This window comes from Hallella seregens ATCC 51272 (genome assembly GCF_000518545.1).
Lineage (GTDB): Bacteria > Bacteroidota > Bacteroidia > Bacteroidales > Bacteroidaceae > Prevotella > Prevotella seregens.
The window spans coordinates 65,148-83,661 of record NZ_JADU01000012.1 but is presented as its reverse complement, the minus strand read 5'-3'; the positions used below and the strand labels follow the sequence as shown (position 1 = coordinate 83,661).

The following is an 18,514-nucleotide window of genomic DNA, read 5'->3' as shown; positions in this document are numbered from 1 at the left end:
TTCTGTCTTGCAAGGGTTCATTCGGTCTTGGGAGCGGGCTCGGCCGGCGGGGTGCCGCCGGGCTCGGCATGGTCGGCGGGGGGTGCCGGCACCTCCTCGAACACGTCCATGTCTTCCGATTCGTCGAAGTCGCCGCCCCGGGGATATTCCGGATCCACGTAGTTCACCGAGTCGCCGCTGTCGCGCTGGCCGTTGCCCGCCTGGATAATGAGCCGGGCGTCCACGGGTATCTTGTCGCCATAGGCCACGTGGCGGCCGTTCACCAGAATGCCGTACACCCAGTCTTTCTCGCCCGGCACAAACTCCGGCGCAGCCAGCTTAAAGCCCATGGCTGTGAGCTTGGCCATGGCCTCGCGCAGCGAGGAGTTGTCGATCACGTCGGGAAGGGTGATCGTTGGTGAGTGCAGGGCGTTGATGGTGACGTAGATGACGTGCCCCGACTTCACGCGTTCGCCGGGTGCAGGGGTCTGCTCCAGGATGCAGTCGGGCGGCAGGGTCTTCACGTAGCCCGTGTCGCTCACCACGATTTGCAGTCCCAGATTGTCGAGAATCTCCTCGGCGTCGGCGTATTTCTTGTGAACCAGGTCGGGTATGGGTATCGACTCGCCGTGGTGGGTGTAGATGGCCAAGCCGTATTTCACGCCCATGGTCAGCCCGACAGCCACGACGGCCATGGCCGCCAGGTTGCCCCAGAGATAGCTGCTCTTGAACTTGCCCATGAATTCTGAAATGGTCATCCGCGTCGTAATTTTTCTACAAAGATAGTGTAAATCGCCCGATGGACAAAGGATTGCAGCCTGTTTTTTGTGCTCTTTTTTTCGGCTGTACCCGTGCGGATGCACACGGGCAGCCGCAAGCCGCACGGCCGCCGCACCGTCATCGCATGGCCGTCACGCCGTAATCGCACCGCCGTTACGGCGTAAACGCGTGGCCGTTACACCGTAACTAATCAACGAAAATGGAGAAAAATCGATATTGATGTAAACTAGCTGATAATGAGTATGAAATGCTCTGATTTGCATGATACATCTCTATTCGTAAAAGGCAGGAAAGTGCAGATTTAGGCAGAAGTTCAGTTACCAAAGCATTAACTTGTTTTGATGTAGGTAACGATGGTGCAGTATTCGGTAACTGAATTATTTTCGCTCGTGTGGCTGTTGCTGCGGTCGGCAGTTTTCTGCGTAAGTGAGGAACGCTTTAATTCGGGTAACTTTACCCACAAATATTAAAGCGTATGAAAACAGAGAAAATGAAGGTGTTACTCTACCTTAAAAAGAGCAGTTTGGATAAGTCGGGCAAGGCTCCGATTATGGGACGAATAACGATTGGACGTTCCATTGCCCAATTCAGTTGTAAACTCTCCTGCAATCCTAACTTTTGGAATCCCCGTGAGAGCAGGATGGATGGTAAGAGCCGCGATGCGGTGGAGATTAACGGGAAGTTGGAGAATTTGCTACTCTCCATTCAATCGGCTTACCAATCATTGATTGCCAAAGGTTGCCCATTTGATGCAACCGATGTAAAGGAGCAGTTTCAAGGCAGCGTGCAGGCAAGATGTATGCTTATCGAAAGATTGGATATGCTCATCAAGGAGAAAGAAAGTCATATCGGTATAGACATCAAGAAAGAGTCTATGTCCACCTATTATTCCACTCGAAAACGATTACAGGAGTTTATTCTGAAGAAGTATAATGTTTCAGACATGGCGTTCTCCCAATTGACCGAGAACTTCATATATGAGTTCCGCCAATACTACTTGGGGGTATGTGGCTTCCAAGAAAGTTCTTTCTTCGCAGTGGCATCACATTTGAAAACGGTTTGCAGGTTGGCTTACCGTGAGGGAATAGCCTATACACTGATGTTTGACAAAGCCCACATAGAAAGAGGAGATAAGAAAACGTCGAAGGCACTCAACAGGGAAGCCTTGGAGAAGTTAAAGGTTCTCCGCTTTGATGATTTGGAGGAGGAAATGGAAACGGCAAGGGATATTTTTCTCTTTGCCTGTTATACCGGTGCTGCGTATTGCGATTTGATGGAACTAAGCAAATCTTATCTTGTCCGTGATGACGAGGGAAATTTATGGCTGAAGTTCTATCGTCAGAAGACAGGGGTACTATGCCGCATCAAATTGCTGCCCGAAGCCATCAGGTTGATAAAAAAGTTTCACAGCGATGAAAGGGAAACATTGCTCCCCTATGTCAAGTACAAGAACTATCAGACCTGCCTGAAAGCCCTACGGCTACGTGCAGGTATCCCGTTTCTCTTTACCACGCATACAGCAAGGCACACCTTTGCCACCCTTATTACCTTAGAACAGGGCGTACCGATTGAAACGGTGAGTAAGATGCTCGGGCATACCAATGTAAGCATGACCGAACGCTACGCAAAGGTAACACCCCAAAAGCTCTTTGAGGAGTTCGCTCGCTTCCTTTCTTTCACAGAAGATATGCAGTTGGTGATTTGACCAATTGCTTTCATTCAACAGCATTTTCAATAAAAATATACATACAAAACCATCAAGACAATGAGAAGTACATTCAAGATACTGTTCTATATCAACAGACAGAAGACAAAGGCAGACGGAAGGACTACCATTCTCTGCCGTATTACCATAGATGGGAAGAGTTCCGCCATAACCACAGGCGAGGAATGCCTGCCGGCAGAGTGGAATGCCAAACAAGGACAGACTACCGACAAAAGGATAAACAAAAAGCTAACAGCGTTCAGAGAACTTGTAGAAAATACTTATCGGGATTTGCTCGTAAGTGATGGAGTGGTAAGCGTGGAACTTATCAAGAACCGCTTGCAAGGTATTGCCATCCATCCGACAACGTTGCTTGCCATGAGCAAGACGGAATTGCAATCCGTCAAAGAGTGCGTGGGTAAATCAAAAGCAGAAAGCACGTACCAAAATCTTTGCTATTCCGACAAGCTGTTATGCGAGTTTGTCAAGGATAAAGGTGTCAAGGATATACCTGTAACCATCATTACGGAAGATTTGTTTGAAGAATATCGTTTCTTTCTTAAAAAGCAAGGGTTGGCAGCTGCAACCATCAACCGCTATCTTTGCTGGCTAAGCAGGTTGATGTACCGTGCGGTCAGGCAAAGGCTTATTCGTTGTAATCCCTTTGAAAAAGCCAAGTACGAGAAAACGGAACAGAAGATACGCTTCCTGCAAAAGAGTGATGTGGCCAAGCTCATGGCTTTGAAAGTAAACGACAAGGAGGCAGAACAGGCAAGGCGAATGTTCATCTTCGCTTGCTTTACAGGCTTGGCTGTTTCCGACATGGAATGCCTGCAATATGGACATATCCAAACGGCAGCGGACGGGCAGAAGTATATCCGCAAGGAACGGCAGAAGACAAAGGTGGAGTTTGTCGTGCCCTTACATCCGATAGCGGAAGCCATCATCGAACATTGCAAGGCTGAACAGGAAAGAAATGGAGGAATAATGCAATCGGTGAAAGAAAAAGGTGAAACTGAAACAAGGACAGATTACCTTGTCTTTCCCTGTGATTGCAGCCGAAGCGTAATGAGTGCAAAGCTAAGCATTGTGGGCAAAGCTTGCGGCATTAGAGAGCGGTTATCCTACCATATGGCGCGACATACGTTCGGCACGATGAGTCTGAGTGCTGGCATTCCCATAGAGAGCATTGCCAAGATGATGGGACACGCATCTATCGCCAGCACACAAATCTATGCGCAAGTAACCGATAATAAGATTTCGGAGGACATGGACAGGCTCATCGCCAAGTACAAGGCTAAGGACAAAAATATGGAAAATGCAGATGTGGAAGCAGCAACAAACACTAAGACAATACCATTGGTTGTCAGTTCAAATGAAAGAAAGGAGGAGGCGGTATGAAAGCAATCAATACTCACAAAAAAAAGCACGCATAACCAATCAGCGCAGTTACCTTGATTGGGGAGACAATATGCATGTTGTCCGAAAAGAAAACGGAGGCATTACCATGACGGAGGGCGAACTCGTGAGGTTCTTCGGTGTAATGTGGATGAAGCTCAATCGCAGACTGCATACGCAGATGCCCCCTAACCTACACCCCGAAGAAAGGAATGCAGGCGAAGAGGAAGTTCTTGGCAATGGACAGTTTCGGGGAGCACCGCTCTATCCGTCCAATAAAAGTGTGTAAGCCCATTATTTTATATCTTTGTAGCATGAAGTTACGAAAAGAGTGTAATTTATAGGAAATGAGTGTAGGTTAATCGCTCTTGATAGTAATAGGTTACGATTTAGTTAGTTATCTACTGCATTATCCTTCTGCGCTTTGCGTAACCTTCAAAGAACTCTTTACTGCAAAGATAAGACCAAAACCCGAACCATAGAATAAGTTTTTCATATATTTTCTCGATTAATGCATTTGTATTTTAGATTTAATATCTCGTGATTATTGTTGTTTGATATCTTCCAGTAACTTATTAAGTATTTTTATCCTATTATCAATCTTACTAACTTCACATTGCCATATAATTATAACTTTCCAGCCGAGTTTTACAAGTAAATCGGAATTTTTATCATCACGTGATTTGTTGTTTGATATTTTTTCCTTCCAAAAATCTATATTTGAGGATGGTAATTTCCCCTTTTTACAATTATGTCCATGCCAAAAACATCCGTTTATAAATATTACTGTTTTATATTTAGGTAAAACTATATCAGGTTTACCCGGCAATGTTTTGACATTAATACGATATCTGAATCCTTTTGAAAATAAAAACTTACGAACTAAAATCTCCGGTTTTGTGTTTTTTCCACTGATTTTAGACATAATATCCGATCGCTTTTGAGAAGAGAAAATATCAGACATTGTGTTATTTAGCTTGTAATCTCAACCATTCGGATTCATTTAATCCTACACGGGACAACTGCGCACAATAATTATTCACAATACGTTGGGCATGCATTTCTTTTAAGTCTACAACCCATTCATATTGTTCTTGATGGATGGAAGTAAATAAATATTTACCATTATCATTCTTTACTGCATATATCGCCTGTTCATCATTATTTGCTCTGAATTTGATGGTTTTTAGAGCATACGAAGATTCGTTTATTCTAAATTTAGATTCTTTGCTGACTATAATTGAGCAATGATCTTCATTTTGTTCTAACGGCAAGAATAAGAATCGTCTTTCTCCTTGTATTCGAACGGAATCACATCTTTGTTGCATACAAATGTAATAAAGATTAGAGCTAATTATCTTGATAATTGTACCAAGCGTAAGCATCGGCCTTTTTTGTTGTGGAAGAAATATATTCTTATGATGAGTTAGTTTTGCAAAAGAAATATCGGAATCTTCTATTTGAATATCTCCATACTGGAAAAGTTGTGACGCAAGTTTAGGAGCCTTTTTCCCTAAACTTATTTTGGTCGCAGAGGCAATTTTGGTATTTAAATCAGGCGAATCGGCACTAATAATTTGACACAAAATTTCTTGATTGACGGTTAAATTTTTCCCGGCAAGGTTTATAGTCTTTTCCTCTATTCGATTGTGTATCCAATTCTCAACCCATGTATTTGTATCGATATTTTCGCTTCCAATTAATTCGGCTATCGCATCACCAAACAGTTGCACTAAAAGTTCTTTAGCGTCATTCGGATTAGGAAGATTTACTCGATGTCCTAAATAAGCCGGATCTAACTCAGGAGAAAAACTGCCTAATATTTTGGATGTATTATTTCTAATTGTGGTTATTGCCGATAAAGCAAAGTTGGATAAAAGTCCGTTAGTTAGATTAGTAAACTCCGTCAATATTAACTCCGGAAGTTTATCATATTCTACAATCAATGGCTTGTATTCCGGTATGTGTTCGAATTTTTTTCCGGCTTTTGCACGGATTATGATACAGACATTTGAAGACTTTATCGTATAATCGTTAACTTTAAATGATTTCGAATCAATATTGGTTATAATGTCATCCTTAATGTCTGAAATCCTTGTTTCTCCCGTATATACTATGATTAATTTTAATTTATCAGTCCCGGCATCACTTGTAAGTTGTTTTAGTAATTTTAAAGTAAATTCTCCTCGAGGTTCATCATTATCTGCATCTTCATCAGGATCTAACTGTTGTTCCGCGTCTCTTTCAATATTTAAATACCAATCTAAAATAACCACATCAGCTTTTTTCAAAATAACATTGTAGCTATCTATATCCGAAACGGATTTGGGCGCGTATATGGCACAAATTTTACCTGTTTTTGCAAATGCATTTGATACATCCAACGCACTAAAGGCATTATTGGTGGAGTCTTCTTTATATGCCTTGTCGTCAATAAATACTATATTTTGTATAAAGTTGTTTGCAATCTCTTTCGATTGTTCGATAAATCTGTCAGCCATATTTTTATTGCATTTTTTGAATTTTAAAAGTAACTGTAGAACCTTCCTTAGGTTGTGCCACAAATATATCATAGTTCTCTGCATTCAAAACCTCTTTACTGATACTCAACCCCAATCCTCTTCCATTGGGCTTTCTGGAAAATCTCAATTCAAAGATTCGTTCCTTATCTTGGGGCTTTATTTCAATACCGTTATTGGAAATGTATATTCCCGTATCATCCGCATGCAGCCGAATAACTTTTTCAGGAACATCACTTTGTTTCAACCAATAAATGGCATTATCAATGATATTAACAAATACAGGATAGAATGTAGAACGAAATCCGTGTATTTTTCGACCTGCAAACCCGTTAGTATGTTTAAAAGCTATATTGTGTCGTTCAAGGCGAGATTTGAACAAATCTATTAAAAATGTTTTAATATCCAATAAAGAAATGTCTTCTCTACGTCGATTCAATCGTCGGTTTAACGGGGTAAATAAATTTAAATAGCCATCCAAATGTTCGAAATTTACCTTGATATTTTTGTATATCCCTTCCAATTTGATGTCTACATCCGACCATGCTTTTAGATCTTTCAGACTATGTCGAATCGAATTAACCGTACCGTTGAACTCATGGTGCAATATCCCGACAGCCAGTCCTAATTGGCTTAATTCAACGTCCGATTGTAATCGTTCCCGTAATTCCTCCAATTCTTCCGAAGCGGCTTCCGCTATTTGGTCATTTGTAATTATTTGACCGTCTTCGTTTTTTTCAACATAAAAACTTTCAAATTGTCGAATTATACGTTCCATAACATCCGTATTTCGACTGCTTATGGATTCTATTTCAGCTTCCATTCTCTTGCGTTCCGTTACCAAATCAAAGTTATCGGCTTTATCGGTTGCTAATAATTTGAATTGATCCTTTACGCTTCGTATTTGATTATCCAAATCGATTATCAGCTCATTCGTAAGATCCTTAATTTTACGAGAAACATCGGAAACAACATCATTAGTTTCGCTTTTCTTCTTCTTATTAAGAGACAAAGCCTCGGCTGAAATCAATTCCACTGCTTGCTCTAACCGCTTTCGCTTACTTATTTCCAGATTCAGCTGTGCCGTATAATCATCAATTAGCTGATCGATACTTTCATTGATATTTTTAAATATCGTTTGTTCCAAAATTTTGAACTCATTAAGGTATGTATCAAAATCTGCTCTCATTGATTTTGACATCGCAAATCCTTTGGGACTTGTTACCGATATTCTTTTTTTATAATCGGCAACTTTTTGTCTCATGGCGAATTCCAGATCAATTATCTTCTGGCTTGCTTCATCCGCATCGTTAATGTATAAAACAGAATGTAAATCATTCCTAAAATTCGTAAGTAGCCCTTCCAGTTCGTTTTCGAATTTATGTTCCGTTAAACCGGCAAAAAAGATATCGAGCTCACGAGCAAATCTTTCCTTTTTCGATTTAGCTAATTTGTCCCGACGTTCAAGCGCGTTATGGTACGCATTGAACTCGTCTTTCTTCTGATTGAAAAATTCTGATTGTGCAGTTTTGTTTTTTTCGCTGAAAAAATCAGCGGCAAGTTGTACAAAGAAGTTCTTTAAAATTGCTTGAAGTTGACGATATGCTTTATTTTCAATAAAACCTTCGCGTCCGGCTTTCTCCACCAAACCGCTATGTTCTCGATCCGCTATTTCAATAGCACCGAACATTCGTCGATAAGAAAAAAAATATGTTGATGCTCGTTTCGAACGATTTTTTTCAATATCCAGAAAATCATAATCGGAGTCCCCATACGGTAGAACTCGAATATTATCTCTATATATGTATAAACCTCCGAATTTATCTCCTTTGGCTTTAATTCTGGCATAATTTTCGACATCTACACGAGAACTTTTCAATTCTCCTTGTAAATACGCCAAGTTGATTTTAAACGGACCGCATTCGGTTTCTCTATAAGAGTTATCCCGCCAATTTACAATGTGATCGTATGTTTTTTCTCCATATATTTTTACTAATCCCTTAAATTGTCCGAATTCATCAAATCGCCCTTGAAAATGGTGATCTGCCAATTCAAATTCTTCTGTTGTAAAAAAATGTTCTTTATCTATGATGCTGACAAAACTTCCATCGTTCGTCCTATAGTCTCTAAATGAAATGTCAACGACGGGAAAAGGATGATCGGGGGTCATTGTATTGTGAAATCCCATCAACATTTTCTCGATTTTTGTAGCTTCGTCCGAATTGCCGTCTCCCTCTATATCGGAAATAATCGTATCGTAAACCGGGGAGATGAAAAATTGAGTTCCACCGCAACCATTGGTTAATTCAAATCCTTGTTGTAGTTGTAAGGAAAGTTGGCATGGGTCAACTTGAAAGGACGTGATAGAACTTTTTATTTTTTCAAAATCCTTGTCATCAATAAGTCCTTTTTGGTTTAATTTTTCAAGGGATTGTATTACTTCATTTTTAATATTGTCAATATCGGCAGCATTCGGCATATGAGAGTATTCTCTTACCGGAATAACTATATCCTCCAAGTTAATCCCTGGCAACTCGAATATCTCCCAGTTAATGAAAGCCACAACAATATCATATTCTTTAGATCTTAATTTTGCTTTCGATACAATCAAAACCTGACTTCCTATTGATGCAATAGCCAATCTTCCGATACCTTTTTCTCCCATGATAGGACGTCTTGGCTTTGATATGTCAATGGGCGGTAAACTGTTTTTTTTATTTGCCAATTTACTTTCGGTCCCGAGCGTAAGCCAACGAGTTTCAAATTCCTCCTTTGTCATACCGAGCCCGTCGTCGCGTAATACCAGCAGATTATTACATCGGAGAAAATCGATATCGAATTTATCCGCATACGCATCATGCGCATTTTTTATAAGCTCGTTAATGGCTGTAGGGATACCGGCAATTTGTTGTCGCCCCAATAAGTCGAGAGCTCTTGCCCGAGTTTTAAATTGTGCCATTGTTTTCCTGTGCTTTTATCGTTTCACCTAATCGCCGAGCATATTCACACGGAACAGCATTGCCGATTAATTTTGCCGTTGCGGCAATACTATTTGTTTTAAACACATAGGTTTTCGGGAATGTTTGCAATGTTGCACCTTCCCGTAAAGAAAGAGCCCGATCTTCTTCCGGATGTCCGAAACGTCCGTTTGAGATACTATAAAATTTAGTTGTAATAGTCGAAGCCGGTCGATGCCACCACATACGCCCGAATGTATCTTTAAAGCAATCGTCTTTTCCTACAAAGCAAGGTAATTGCAATTCCGGATCGTTTGCCCAATCAAGTCTGTTCCCGCCGTCGTGTTTGGTCTTTGCCAATCGTTTAAGGCATATATCACTTAATCTGGCAACCGTATGGTTAAACACACTACCGTCTTTATGTCCTGCGCTAACTTTGGGAAAACCATTCCCTTCACCTAAATAATCGGCTAATACGGTCTCTTTATCGTCCGCTTTAGGTAAATGTATATTGACATTTTCCAATCGTGTTGCGATAAGAGTAAATCTTCGACGACTTTGAGGTACGCCGTAATGGCTCATATCTACAACCTTATAAACAGGATTTTTATATCCGAGGTTTTCCAATTTTCGTAGAAAATAAGGTAAAATACTATCTTTATTTGTGATTATACCCGGAACATTTTCCACTAATACATATCCCGGTCTATAATATTCGATGAACCGAGCAAAATTTTTTAATAAATCCTTCGATTTTAAAGCTTTATTCTTATCCGTATTAATTATACTGTAAAATTGGCAGGGACTGCATCCTACCAAAATCAAAAAGTCGTCATTTTTCCGTATCCCGAATTTTCGCTCAAAATAATTGCTCCGTAAATTCTTTATATTAGTTTGAATGAAAACACTTCCGGGATTATTGTGTTCGTACGTTTCTTTGGCATCTTGATCAAAGTCCACACCTGCTATAACGTTAATCCCTGCCTGTCTTAAACCGCAAGTCATTCCGCCTCCTCCGCAGAAAAAATCGATTGCTTTATATTTGGATACTATCATCTTGATTACACATATGCGTAGAACAAAGTAATTCTTTAATATCAACTTTTAAAGTTTCGGCAATCGTCAGTAGTGTTTCTACCGAAGGCTGAACTTCGTTTGTACACCAACGAGAGACTGTCGATTCATTTTTACCTAATGCATGCGCCAACCATTTCCCGGTTTTACCTTGTTTCGCAAGCACTATTTTCAGTCGATTTATCCGCTTCATTTGCATAACTATTGCTATAATCTGCAAATTTAATAAAGATAGTCCGAATGACAAAATGATTAGCGTGTTTTTATAATTATAATAATAAATATTACCAATATAAACATAACAACATTCCGTAAAATCGGTTTTTGTCTGTCGGCACACCATCGCCCAAAAGGATTTTGAACGAACGTGTGCCGACTACTGCATAAGCGGAGAAAAGGGCTTTGTCTCACGCCTAAACAACAGTTTAGACTGATGAGGCAAAGCCCATTTCTTTTGTGCTTATGCCAAAGAGGTGCTTTTACGGCTTTTCAGATGATTTTTATTTTTTGCTGTTCCTTTGAGCCGAAAGCGGAAAGCCGTGTATGACCGCCCGATCCGACACGTCTGGCCAGACAGATAAAGCCATACTTCCTTGCAGGTGGTTTGCCCAATTTCACGCAACTGGCTATGCTCTTTTTGTTGGGGGGTACTTTTTTCATGGATTTCTCTTTTGAAGTTTTCTATCTAATCTGCCTCTACTTCCGTTTACCTCCATTTTCGCGCCTTTCAGTGAGCCACATCAGACAGTCATTTTCGTTCTGGGCGTAAAGGTAACTCCGGGATTTGACGGGAAAGCAAGGCCAAGTCTCCTGTCTTCGGGAAAAATCTCTAGTCCTGCGGGTAGTATTTTCCCGAAAAACCTTGCATTCCCTAATCCCTACCTTTTTAAGCACCCGAAACGAAAACGGCTGGACCCAAACAAGTCAAACTTAAAATAAGATAGAGTGATGAGAAAGGAAAAAACACAGAAGAAATGGATCGTTTCATCGAAGAATCTTTTGGTTATAAGCCAAGCTCAAAGTTCAAGTGAAGAAACCATCGCCGAATTTCAGGCAAAGAGAATGAATTTTATTCAAAAGCAACAAGAGGTGGAACATGCCACGCCATCCGAACCTGCACAGCACACAGAGAATGCAACCATTCAACGGCGCATCAGTGCCAAGATGAGACGGGGAACGCTTGAAGCTTACAAACAGGCGTTCCTTGTTCCGTCCAAATTGAACGACCGAAAGGCGGTTTATCTGAGCAGGGAGACACAGAAACGTGCCGACTTCGTCGTCCGCAGGTTGGGTGACAGGCGCAGCAACCTCTCAAGTTTCGTGGAGAACATCGTACGCCTCCATCTGGAGGAGTACGGTGAGGACATAGAGAAATGGAAGAGGTTATAAACCGCAGGGGAGGGGCGAGGGATGAATTTCAAAAGATTTATTTCCCGCTCTAATCCTACTATCGCATTAAAATATGATGTCATATTCTCGTAAATGAGACGTCATATTTGGACAAATATGACATCATATTTTTAGCAAGCAGACATCTGAATGATGAGAACACCACGAACACAGTTAAACACAGAATGCACGACATTCACTTTTCGGCTGTAAAACGCCTCTTGCGTAAATGGTCTTATCACTGACATTGCAAGACGTCAGTTTGTACCCACAAACTGCGCCCTGCTCCCCTCGTCAGACTGTCGGGGAGATAAGACCGTAATCACTCCGTTCTCATCGGTCAGTGTCCAGAAATTAAGCAACAACAAATCATCTAAAATGATTAACTTTCAAAGAAACTTATATGGACAGATATAATAGAAAGCCAGCCAAGTGGCAGCAACAGAATAAGGAAGAGCAGAAGATGAACAAGACAGAGTTTATCAAGGTAAGGTGTACCTCAGAGGAAAAGCAGCGTATCAAGTCAAAGGCGGAAAGTGCGGGGCGTAAGTTCTCCGATTACTGCCGTGAGATACTCTTAAATGGAGAGGTGGCAGCCGTTCCCAAGATGACCGCCAATGAAAGGGAAGCCATTTGTATACTTCAGCATACAGGACGGTTCTATGGGCAGGTTTCCAACCTCATCAAGGTCAAGGACGAGGATTGGCTACATATCACAAAGAACCTTTCCCTATGTGCCAAAGAGGCATTTAAGCGATTTTACGACCCCAATTTTCGTGTAGACGATGAGATATATAAGGTCTTAAATATGAGAAGAGATGATAGGAAAGTGTAAGGCGATAGCGCATGGCAGCACGGCTTTAGACTATATCTTCAGAGAAGGCAAGCTCGGGCATCACCTTGTTTCCAATCATCTCTACGGGACTACCCCGAAGGAGATTTACGAAGAAATGAAAGTGGTCAGCGATTACAACACACATTGCAGGAACAAGTTCCTCCGCATTGAAATCGGTATCGCACCACAAGACGAAAGAAAGCTACCTGTGTCAGAACTTATGAGGATACCCCATCTGTTTGCCAAACAAATGGGACTTGACAACCACCAATGGGTAGCGGTAACGCACAAGGATACCGATAACAGACACATCCATATCATTGCCAACCGCATCAGCCTATATGGAGAAGTGTATGATACCACCTTCGTGAGCAACAGGGCAGCAAGAGTGGCAGAGGAAATCAGCAGGGAGAAAAACGAAAGGAAACACCAAAAGGTAAAAGCCAATCCCACGAGAGAACAGACAAAGACAGAGGTGCAACAAATCTGCTATGCCTTACTCAGCAAATACAAGGGCAGTGGCATATCTGGATATTCCATGTTTCTCTACGACCTTAGCAAGAGTGGCGTAACCATTGACCGCTTGAAGAACAAGCAGGGCAAGGTCTATGGGTTGAAGTTCTCATACGCAGGACAATCCTTCAAGGCATCCGAAATCGGCAGGGAGTTCGGTTACCATTCCTTGCAGAAGAACTTTGAAGCAACTAACAAGGAAGAAACAAGGAAACCACATCTAACAGTACAAGAATCAACAGAAAAGAACGAACAACCTGATACAGGTTATCATCTTGTACCCAAAAGCCGTTCCACAGTCTCACGGGACAATGACACCTCACAAGTGCAAAATCCTATTGGTGCGGTGATAGACACCATTGTTAGTGCAGCCAATGAAGTAGTGGAAGGGTTAGGAGATTTGATTACACCAACTACGCAAGGTTATGACTATGCCGAGACAGCGTGGCAGCGCAAACTCAGAAACCAAGCAAACAGAAAGAAGAAGCGAGGACGAGGATTATAACCCTATCAAAAATCGCATTAGAAAAGTGCAGAAAGAAGAATATCTCATTAAAAACGCTTGTTATTCGCCAGCAAAGTATTATCTTTGCAAACAGAATAACAAGCGTTCTTTGTTAGGCAGAAAACAGCGGAGCCAAGTAGTTTGCTCGTTTCTAAGTCGTTACCAGTTTAGTTGTATCAATAAGATAACTTCTTTATTTTCAATTAGATACACTTTAATAAATATCTTACCGCGTAAACGCGCGGCGATTGTGCCGTCATCGCACGGCCCCTGCACGGCCGCCGCAGACGCACCGGCCGGTATAAAAGCAAAGGAGGGCGCGCCATCCTTGGATGACACACCCTCCTTCTGCTGCCGCATTGCGGTGGCAACGGGTTACTTTCCGTGGTGCTCGTCAGACACGGTCAACTTCTTGCGGCCATGGGCGCGGCGCGAAGCCAGCACGCGACGACCGTTCTTGGTTGCCATTCTCTCGCGGAAACCGTGCTTGTTCACGCGGCGGCGGTTGTGAGGCTGAAATGTTCTTTTCATCTTATTTGTCCTTATTTTAATTTATTGTAGTTGCAAAACCGTGTGGCGATACCAGCTACCGGTACCCCCATTCGGGCTGCAAAATTACTCAAAAAAATCCGAATGGCAAAGAATCGAGCGATTTTTCGTGGCCGTTTCGGCGTTTTTTTCTAAATTTATAGTAACTTTGCAGCTGCAAAATCGACAATAACAAGTTTAATAATAAGACACAAAATGATTAACTCTCAGGAAATCAAGATTGGGACATGTATCCGTATGGACGGTGGCATTTGGAAGTGCGTGGACTTCCAACACCGCAAGCCGGGCAAAGGAAACACCGTGATGAACACCAAGTTGAAGAACGTGGCCGACGGCCGTGTGCTGGAGCGCACGTTCCAGGTGGGCTTCAAACTCGACGACGTCCGCGTGGAGCACCGCCCCTATCAATACCTCTATGAGGACGGTACGGGCTGCATTTTCATGAACCAGGAGACCTTTGAACAGATCCCCATCGCCAAGGATATGATTACCGGCGTGGAGTTCATGAAGGAGGGCGACGTGGTGGACGTGGTGACCGACACCTCTGACGGCACCATCCTCTCGGCCGAAATGCCGGTGAAGACCAACCTCGTCATCACCCACAGCGAGCCGGGCGTGAAGGGAAACACCGCCACCAACGCCACCAAGCCGGCCACACTGGAGACGGGTGCCGAGGTACGCGTGCCGCTCTTCATCAACGAGGGCGAGACCATTACCGTCGACACGCGCGACGGCAGCTATGTGGGCCGCGTGACGGAGAAGTAAGACCGCCCCGCCCCCTTCACCCCGGGGGAAGCCCCGCACACCCCTTTCGAGTCTCCCCAAGCCCCTCCGAGCAAGGGGATGGTCCCGCCCGCCATCGGGCAACGGCCGTCCTTCCTCTTCGTGGAAAGGCTTGGGGAGGCTTGCTTCTCACCGGCAGCCTTGCCGCCCGATACAGCCCTTAACGCCTGACCATCCACCGTTTCTATCATGGACAACACCTGCGACACCACCCATTCCCCCGCCACTCCTGACACTTTGGGGAAAACACCCACCTACTCTTTCATCATTCCCGTCTACAACCGCCCCGACGAGGTGGACGAACTGCTCGACAGCCTCACCCGGCAGACCGTCCGCAACTTCGAGGTGATCGTCGTCGAGGACGGCTCGCAGCAACCCTGCCGCGAGGTGTGCGACCGCTACGCCGGGAGCCTCGACCTGAAGTATTTCTGGAAATCCAACAGCGGACCCGGCCAGAGCCGCAACTACGGCGTGGAGCGGGCACGGGGCGAATACATGATTGTGCTCGACTCCGACGTGGTGCTGCCCCCGGGCTACCTGCACGCCGTGGCCGAGGAGCTGCGGCGTGAGCCCAGCGATGCCTTCGGCGGCCCCGACCGGGCGCACGACTCCTTCACGTCCACACAGAAAGCCATATCCTATGCCATGACCTCGTTCTTCACCACGGGCGGCATCCGCGGCGGCAAGAAGAAGCTCGACAAGTTCTATCCACGCTCGTTCAATATGGGCATTCGCCGCGACGTGTACCTGCAGCTGGGCGGATTCAGCAGGATGCGTTTCGGCGAGGACATCGACTTTTCCATCCGCATCTTCAAGGCAGGATGCCGGTGCCGGCTGTTCCCCGGCGCGTGGGTCTACCACAAGCGGCGCACCGACTTCCGCAAGTTCTGGCGGCAAGTCTACAACAGCGGCATCGCCCGCATCAACCTTTACAAGAAGTATCCCGATAGCCTCAAGCTGGTTCACCTGCTTCCCATGGCGTTCACCGTGGGGGTGGGGCTGCTCGCCGCCGTGATGCTCGTGGGGCTGCTACTCGTGCTCGTCGGGCTCATGGCCGTCTCGTCCGCCGGGCATCAGGCCTGCCTGTCGGGCCCCATGGCTTCCGTCATCTCGGGCATGGCCCTCATGGCTTTGGGCGTGTGCCCGCTCCTGCTCTATGCCCTGCTCATCTTTCTGGATGCGTCGGTCGTGTGCAAGAGCCCGCTTGTCGGGTTGCTCAGCATCCGTGCCGCTTTCACCCAGCTCATGGGCTACGGCTGCGGCTTCATCGAGGCTTGGTGGAAACGCTGCGTCAGAAGAAAAGACGAATTTTCCGCCTACGAAAAAAACTTCTACCAATAAGTCCCCTCCCACACCTCCATCCTCTCTCCTATCACCCCCTATAACCTCCTATCACCTCTTATAACTTCCTATCCCCTCCTACAACTTCCCATCACTCCATGGACAAGCTCCCCATCAACACCTGGTCAGAATCCGACCGCCCTCGCGAAAAACTGGAGCGGCTGGGGGCCGCCGCCCTCAGCGACGCCGAGCTTCTGGCCATCCTCATCGGTTCGGGGTCGGCCCGGGAGAGCGCCGTCGACCTGATGCGGCGCGTGCTGGCCGACTGCCACAACAACCTCAACACCCTGGGCAAACGCACCGTCCGCGAGCTGGAGCAGTACCACGGCATGGGCCCTGCCAAGGCCATCACCATCCTTGCGGCCTGCGAACTGGGCAAGCGGCGCAAGGACACAGCACGCGAAGAACGCCCCGACATCGGGTCGGCCACAGCCGTGTACAACTTCATGCACCCCATTTTACAGGATCTCGACGTGGAGGAATTCCACATTCTGCTGCTCAATCAGGCTTTCCGCCTCATCCGTGAAGTGCGTATCAGCCACGGCGGCATCACCGAGACCGCTGTCGACATCCGCATCATCATGAAAGAAGCCCTGCTCTCCGGGGCCACCGTGCTGGCCGTGTGCCACAACCATCCCAGTGGCAACACGCAGCCCAGTCCCCGCGACGACCAGCTCACCCAGCAAATCAAGAAAGCTTGCGACCTGATGCGACTCCACTTTCTCGACCATGTAATCATCACCGACGGCCGCTACTACAGCTACAACGAGGAGGGCCGCCTCTAACCGTCCTCGGACAGAACAACACGCTTGGGATAGGGCTGCGCAGCGAATTTTTAGACAGAACCACATATTATTCACCGCGCGAGCCATATATTTAATATGTAGTTCTGTCTAAAAACCCGCTGCGCAGCTATATGCCCTATATATAGTTCTGTCTAAAAAACCATAGCAGCCTCCCACCCTTTCCACCGTTATTCTGTCCCCAACTCGTTGGCCATCTCGAAATAATTGCTTAAATTCGCAGCATCAATCATAATACGAACACCATGACACAAGAAGAGAAGACCCGGATAGAAGAGCGCATCGTCGATGTGCTCAAGACCGTCTACGACCCGGAAATCCCGGTCAACATCTACGACCTGGGCATGATTTACAAGATCGACATGCAGGACAACGGCACGCTCGACATGGACATGACCTTCACTGCACCCTCTTGTCCCGCCGCCGACTTCATCCTCGAGGACGTGCGCACCAAGGTGGAAAGCGTGGAAGGAGTGAAAAATGCCAACGTCAACCTCGTCTTCGAGCCAGCCTGGGACCAGAGCATGATGAGCGAGGAAGCCCGTGTGGAGCTGGGATTTGAGTGAGAAAAAAGCAATTGGAACAAAAAAATACATGGACATGAAGAACGTCTACTTCTTATCCGACGCCCACCTGGGGTCGCTGGCACTGGAACACAAGCGGACGCAGGAACGCCGCTTGGTGCGGTTTCTCGACAGCATCAAGCACAAGGCAGCCGCCATCTATCTGATGGGCGACATGTTCGACTTCTGGAACGAATACCGCTTTGTGGTGCCCAAGGGCTTCACCCGCTTCCTGGGCAAGCTCTCCGAACTGACCGACATGGGGGTGGAGGTGCACTTCTTCACGGGCAACCACGACATCTGGACCTACGGCTATCTGGAGGAAGAGTGCGGACTCATCGTCCATCGCAAGCCCCTCACCACAGAAATCTACGGCAAAGAGTTCTACTTGGCCCACGGCGACGGGCTCGGCGACCCCGACAACAAGTTCAAAATACTGCGTCGCCTCTTTCACAATCGCACGTGCCAGCGACTGCTCAACTTCGTCCACCCCTGGTGGGGCATGCAACTCGGACTGAACTGGGCCAAGCACAGCCGGCTGAAACGCGCCGACGGCAAGGAAGCTCCCTACATGGGTGAGGAGAGAGAATACCTGGTATGCTGGACCAAGGAGTACATGAAGACACACCCCAACATCGACTATTTCATCTACGGGCACCGGCACATCGAGCTCGACCTCACGCTGGAACGCAAGGCCCGCATGCTCATTTTGGGCGACTGGATATGGCAGTTTACCTATGCTGTCTTCGATGGCGCCCACCTCTTCCTGGAGCAATACATAGAGGGCGAGAGCCGTCCGTAAACAAGAAAAAACGGGGAAA

17 protein-coding genes and 1 pseudogene are annotated in these 18,514 nt (G+C 45.5%); 10 read left to right on the top strand and 8 right to left on the bottom strand.

What is annotated here, in order from left to right; translation table 11 throughout:
- Nucleotides 1-17 precede the first annotated feature (17 nt).
- Nucleotides 18-737, bottom strand: coding sequence for a PASTA domain-containing protein (locus L888_RS0105665; protein WP_027952178.1), 720 nt, complete (start codon nucleotides 735-737; stop codon nucleotides 18-20).
- A 497-nt stretch (nucleotides 738-1,234) separates the two neighbouring features.
- Here L888_RS0105665 and L888_RS0105660 point away from each other — a divergent pair, with 497 nt between their 5' ends.
- Together L888_RS0105660 and L888_RS0105655 are read left to right on the top strand one after the other, a co-directional pair.
- Nucleotides 1,235-2,464, top strand: coding sequence for a site-specific integrase (locus L888_RS0105660; RefSeq protein ID WP_027952177.1), 1,230 nt, complete (start codon nucleotides 1,235-1,237; stop codon nucleotides 2,462-2,464).
- A 60-nt stretch (nucleotides 2,465-2,524) separates the two neighbouring features.
- Nucleotides 2,525-3,865 (top strand): site-specific integrase, encoded by a 1,341-nt coding sequence (locus tag L888_RS0105655; RefSeq protein ID WP_027952176.1) that lies wholly within the window; start codon nucleotides 2,525-2,527, stop codon nucleotides 3,863-3,865.
- Nucleotides 3,866-4,406: 541 nt separating this feature from the next.
- On the opposite strand, the gene L888_RS14035 is transcribed toward L888_RS0105655, so the two are convergent.
- From L888_RS14035 to L888_RS14455, 6 genes are all read right to left on the bottom strand, one after another.
- Nucleotides 4,407-4,826, bottom strand: coding sequence for a very short patch repair endonuclease (locus tag L888_RS14035; RefSeq protein ID WP_075261847.1), 420 nt, complete (start codon nucleotides 4,824-4,826; stop codon nucleotides 4,407-4,409).
- Nucleotides 4,827-4,830: 4 nt separating this feature from the next.
- Nucleotides 4,831-6,363, bottom strand: coding sequence for a response regulator receiver domain (locus L888_RS0105645; protein WP_027952175.1), 1,533 nt, complete (start codon nucleotides 6,361-6,363; stop codon nucleotides 4,831-4,833).
- A 4-nt stretch (nucleotides 6,364-6,367) separates the two neighbouring features.
- A complete protein-coding gene (locus tag L888_RS0105640; RefSeq protein WP_027952174.1) occupies nucleotides 6,368-9,340 on the bottom strand; it encodes an ATP-binding protein in 2,973 nt (990 codons plus the stop codon).
- Nucleotides 9,327-10,394, bottom strand: coding sequence for a DNA cytosine methyltransferase (locus tag L888_RS14030; protein ID WP_027952173.1), 1,068 nt, complete (start codon nucleotides 10,392-10,394; stop codon nucleotides 9,327-9,329). Before L888_RS14030 ends, L888_RS0105640 begins: the two co-directional genes overlap by 14 nt.
- Nucleotides 10,375-10,605 carry a helix-turn-helix transcriptional regulator gene (locus tag L888_RS14025; protein ID WP_075261848.1) on the bottom strand — a complete coding sequence of 77 codons (231 nt, stop codon included), beginning with the start codon at nucleotides 10,603-10,605 and terminating at the stop codon, nucleotides 10,375-10,377. The genes L888_RS14030 and L888_RS14025 overlap by 20 nt, the downstream gene beginning before the upstream one ends.
- Nucleotides 10,606-10,901: 296 nt before the next feature.
- Nucleotides 10,902-11,072 (bottom strand): hypothetical protein, encoded by a 171-nt coding sequence (locus tag L888_RS14455; protein WP_169732669.1) that lies wholly within the window; start codon nucleotides 11,070-11,072, stop codon nucleotides 10,902-10,904.
- A 314-nt stretch (nucleotides 11,073-11,386) separates the two neighbouring features.
- Between L888_RS14455 and L888_RS0105630 the strand changes: the two are divergent.
- From L888_RS0105630 to L888_RS0105620, 3 genes and pseudogenes are all read left to right on the top strand, one after another.
- Nucleotides 11,387-11,801: pseudogene (locus L888_RS0105630) on the top strand (DUF3408 domain-containing protein).
- Nucleotides 11,802-12,204: 403 nt separating this feature from the next.
- Entirely contained in the window at nucleotides 12,205-12,636 is a 432-nt protein-coding gene (locus L888_RS0105625; RefSeq protein ID WP_027952171.1) for a plasmid mobilization protein, read from the top strand.
- Entirely contained in the window at nucleotides 12,620-13,654 is a 1,035-nt protein-coding gene (locus tag L888_RS0105620) for a relaxase/mobilization nuclease domain-containing protein (protein WP_027952170.1), read from the top strand. The genes L888_RS0105625 and L888_RS0105620 overlap by 17 nt, the downstream gene beginning before the upstream one ends.
- 375 nt (nucleotides 13,655-14,029) lie before the next feature.
- Here L888_RS0105620 and rpmH read toward each other — a convergent pair whose 3' ends face one another.
- Nucleotides 14,030-14,185 (bottom strand): 50S ribosomal protein L34, encoded by a 156-nt coding sequence (rpmH, locus tag L888_RS0105610; RefSeq protein WP_004351099.1) that lies wholly within the window; start codon nucleotides 14,183-14,185, stop codon nucleotides 14,030-14,032.
- A gap of 213 nt (nucleotides 14,186-14,398) precedes the next feature.
- Between rpmH and efp the strand changes: the two genes are divergently transcribed.
- The 5 genes from efp to L888_RS0105585 all read left to right on the top strand — a co-directional run bounded on the left by efp (nucleotide 14,399) and on the right by L888_RS0105585 (nucleotide 18,495).
- A complete protein-coding gene (gene efp / locus L888_RS0105605; protein ID WP_005845791.1) occupies nucleotides 14,399-14,968 on the top strand; it encodes an elongation factor P in 570 nt (189 codons plus the stop codon).
- Between the two features lie 207 nt (nucleotides 14,969-15,175).
- Nucleotides 15,176-16,327, top strand: a complete 1,152-nt coding sequence (locus L888_RS0105600) for a glycosyltransferase (RefSeq protein WP_084567344.1) — start codon at nucleotides 15,176-15,178, stop codon at nucleotides 16,325-16,327.
- A 98-nt stretch (nucleotides 16,328-16,425) separates the two neighbouring features.
- Entirely contained in the window at nucleotides 16,426-17,112 is a 687-nt protein-coding gene (radC, locus tag L888_RS0105595) for a RadC family protein (protein WP_027952167.1), read from the top strand.
- Nucleotides 17,113-17,375: 263 nt separating this feature from the next.
- The gene (locus tag L888_RS0105590; protein ID WP_005845783.1) at nucleotides 17,376-17,696 is read left to right on the top strand and encodes a metal-sulfur cluster assembly factor; all 321 of its coding nucleotides are present in this window, start codon (nucleotides 17,376-17,378) and stop codon (nucleotides 17,694-17,696) included.
- Between the two features lie 34 nt (nucleotides 17,697-17,730).
- Nucleotides 17,731-18,495: a UDP-2,3-diacylglucosamine diphosphatase gene (locus L888_RS0105585; protein WP_027952166.1), complete on the top strand. Its 765-nt coding sequence runs from the start codon at nucleotides 17,731-17,733 to the stop codon at nucleotides 18,493-18,495.
- Nucleotides 18,496-18,514: the final 19 nt, after the last annotated feature.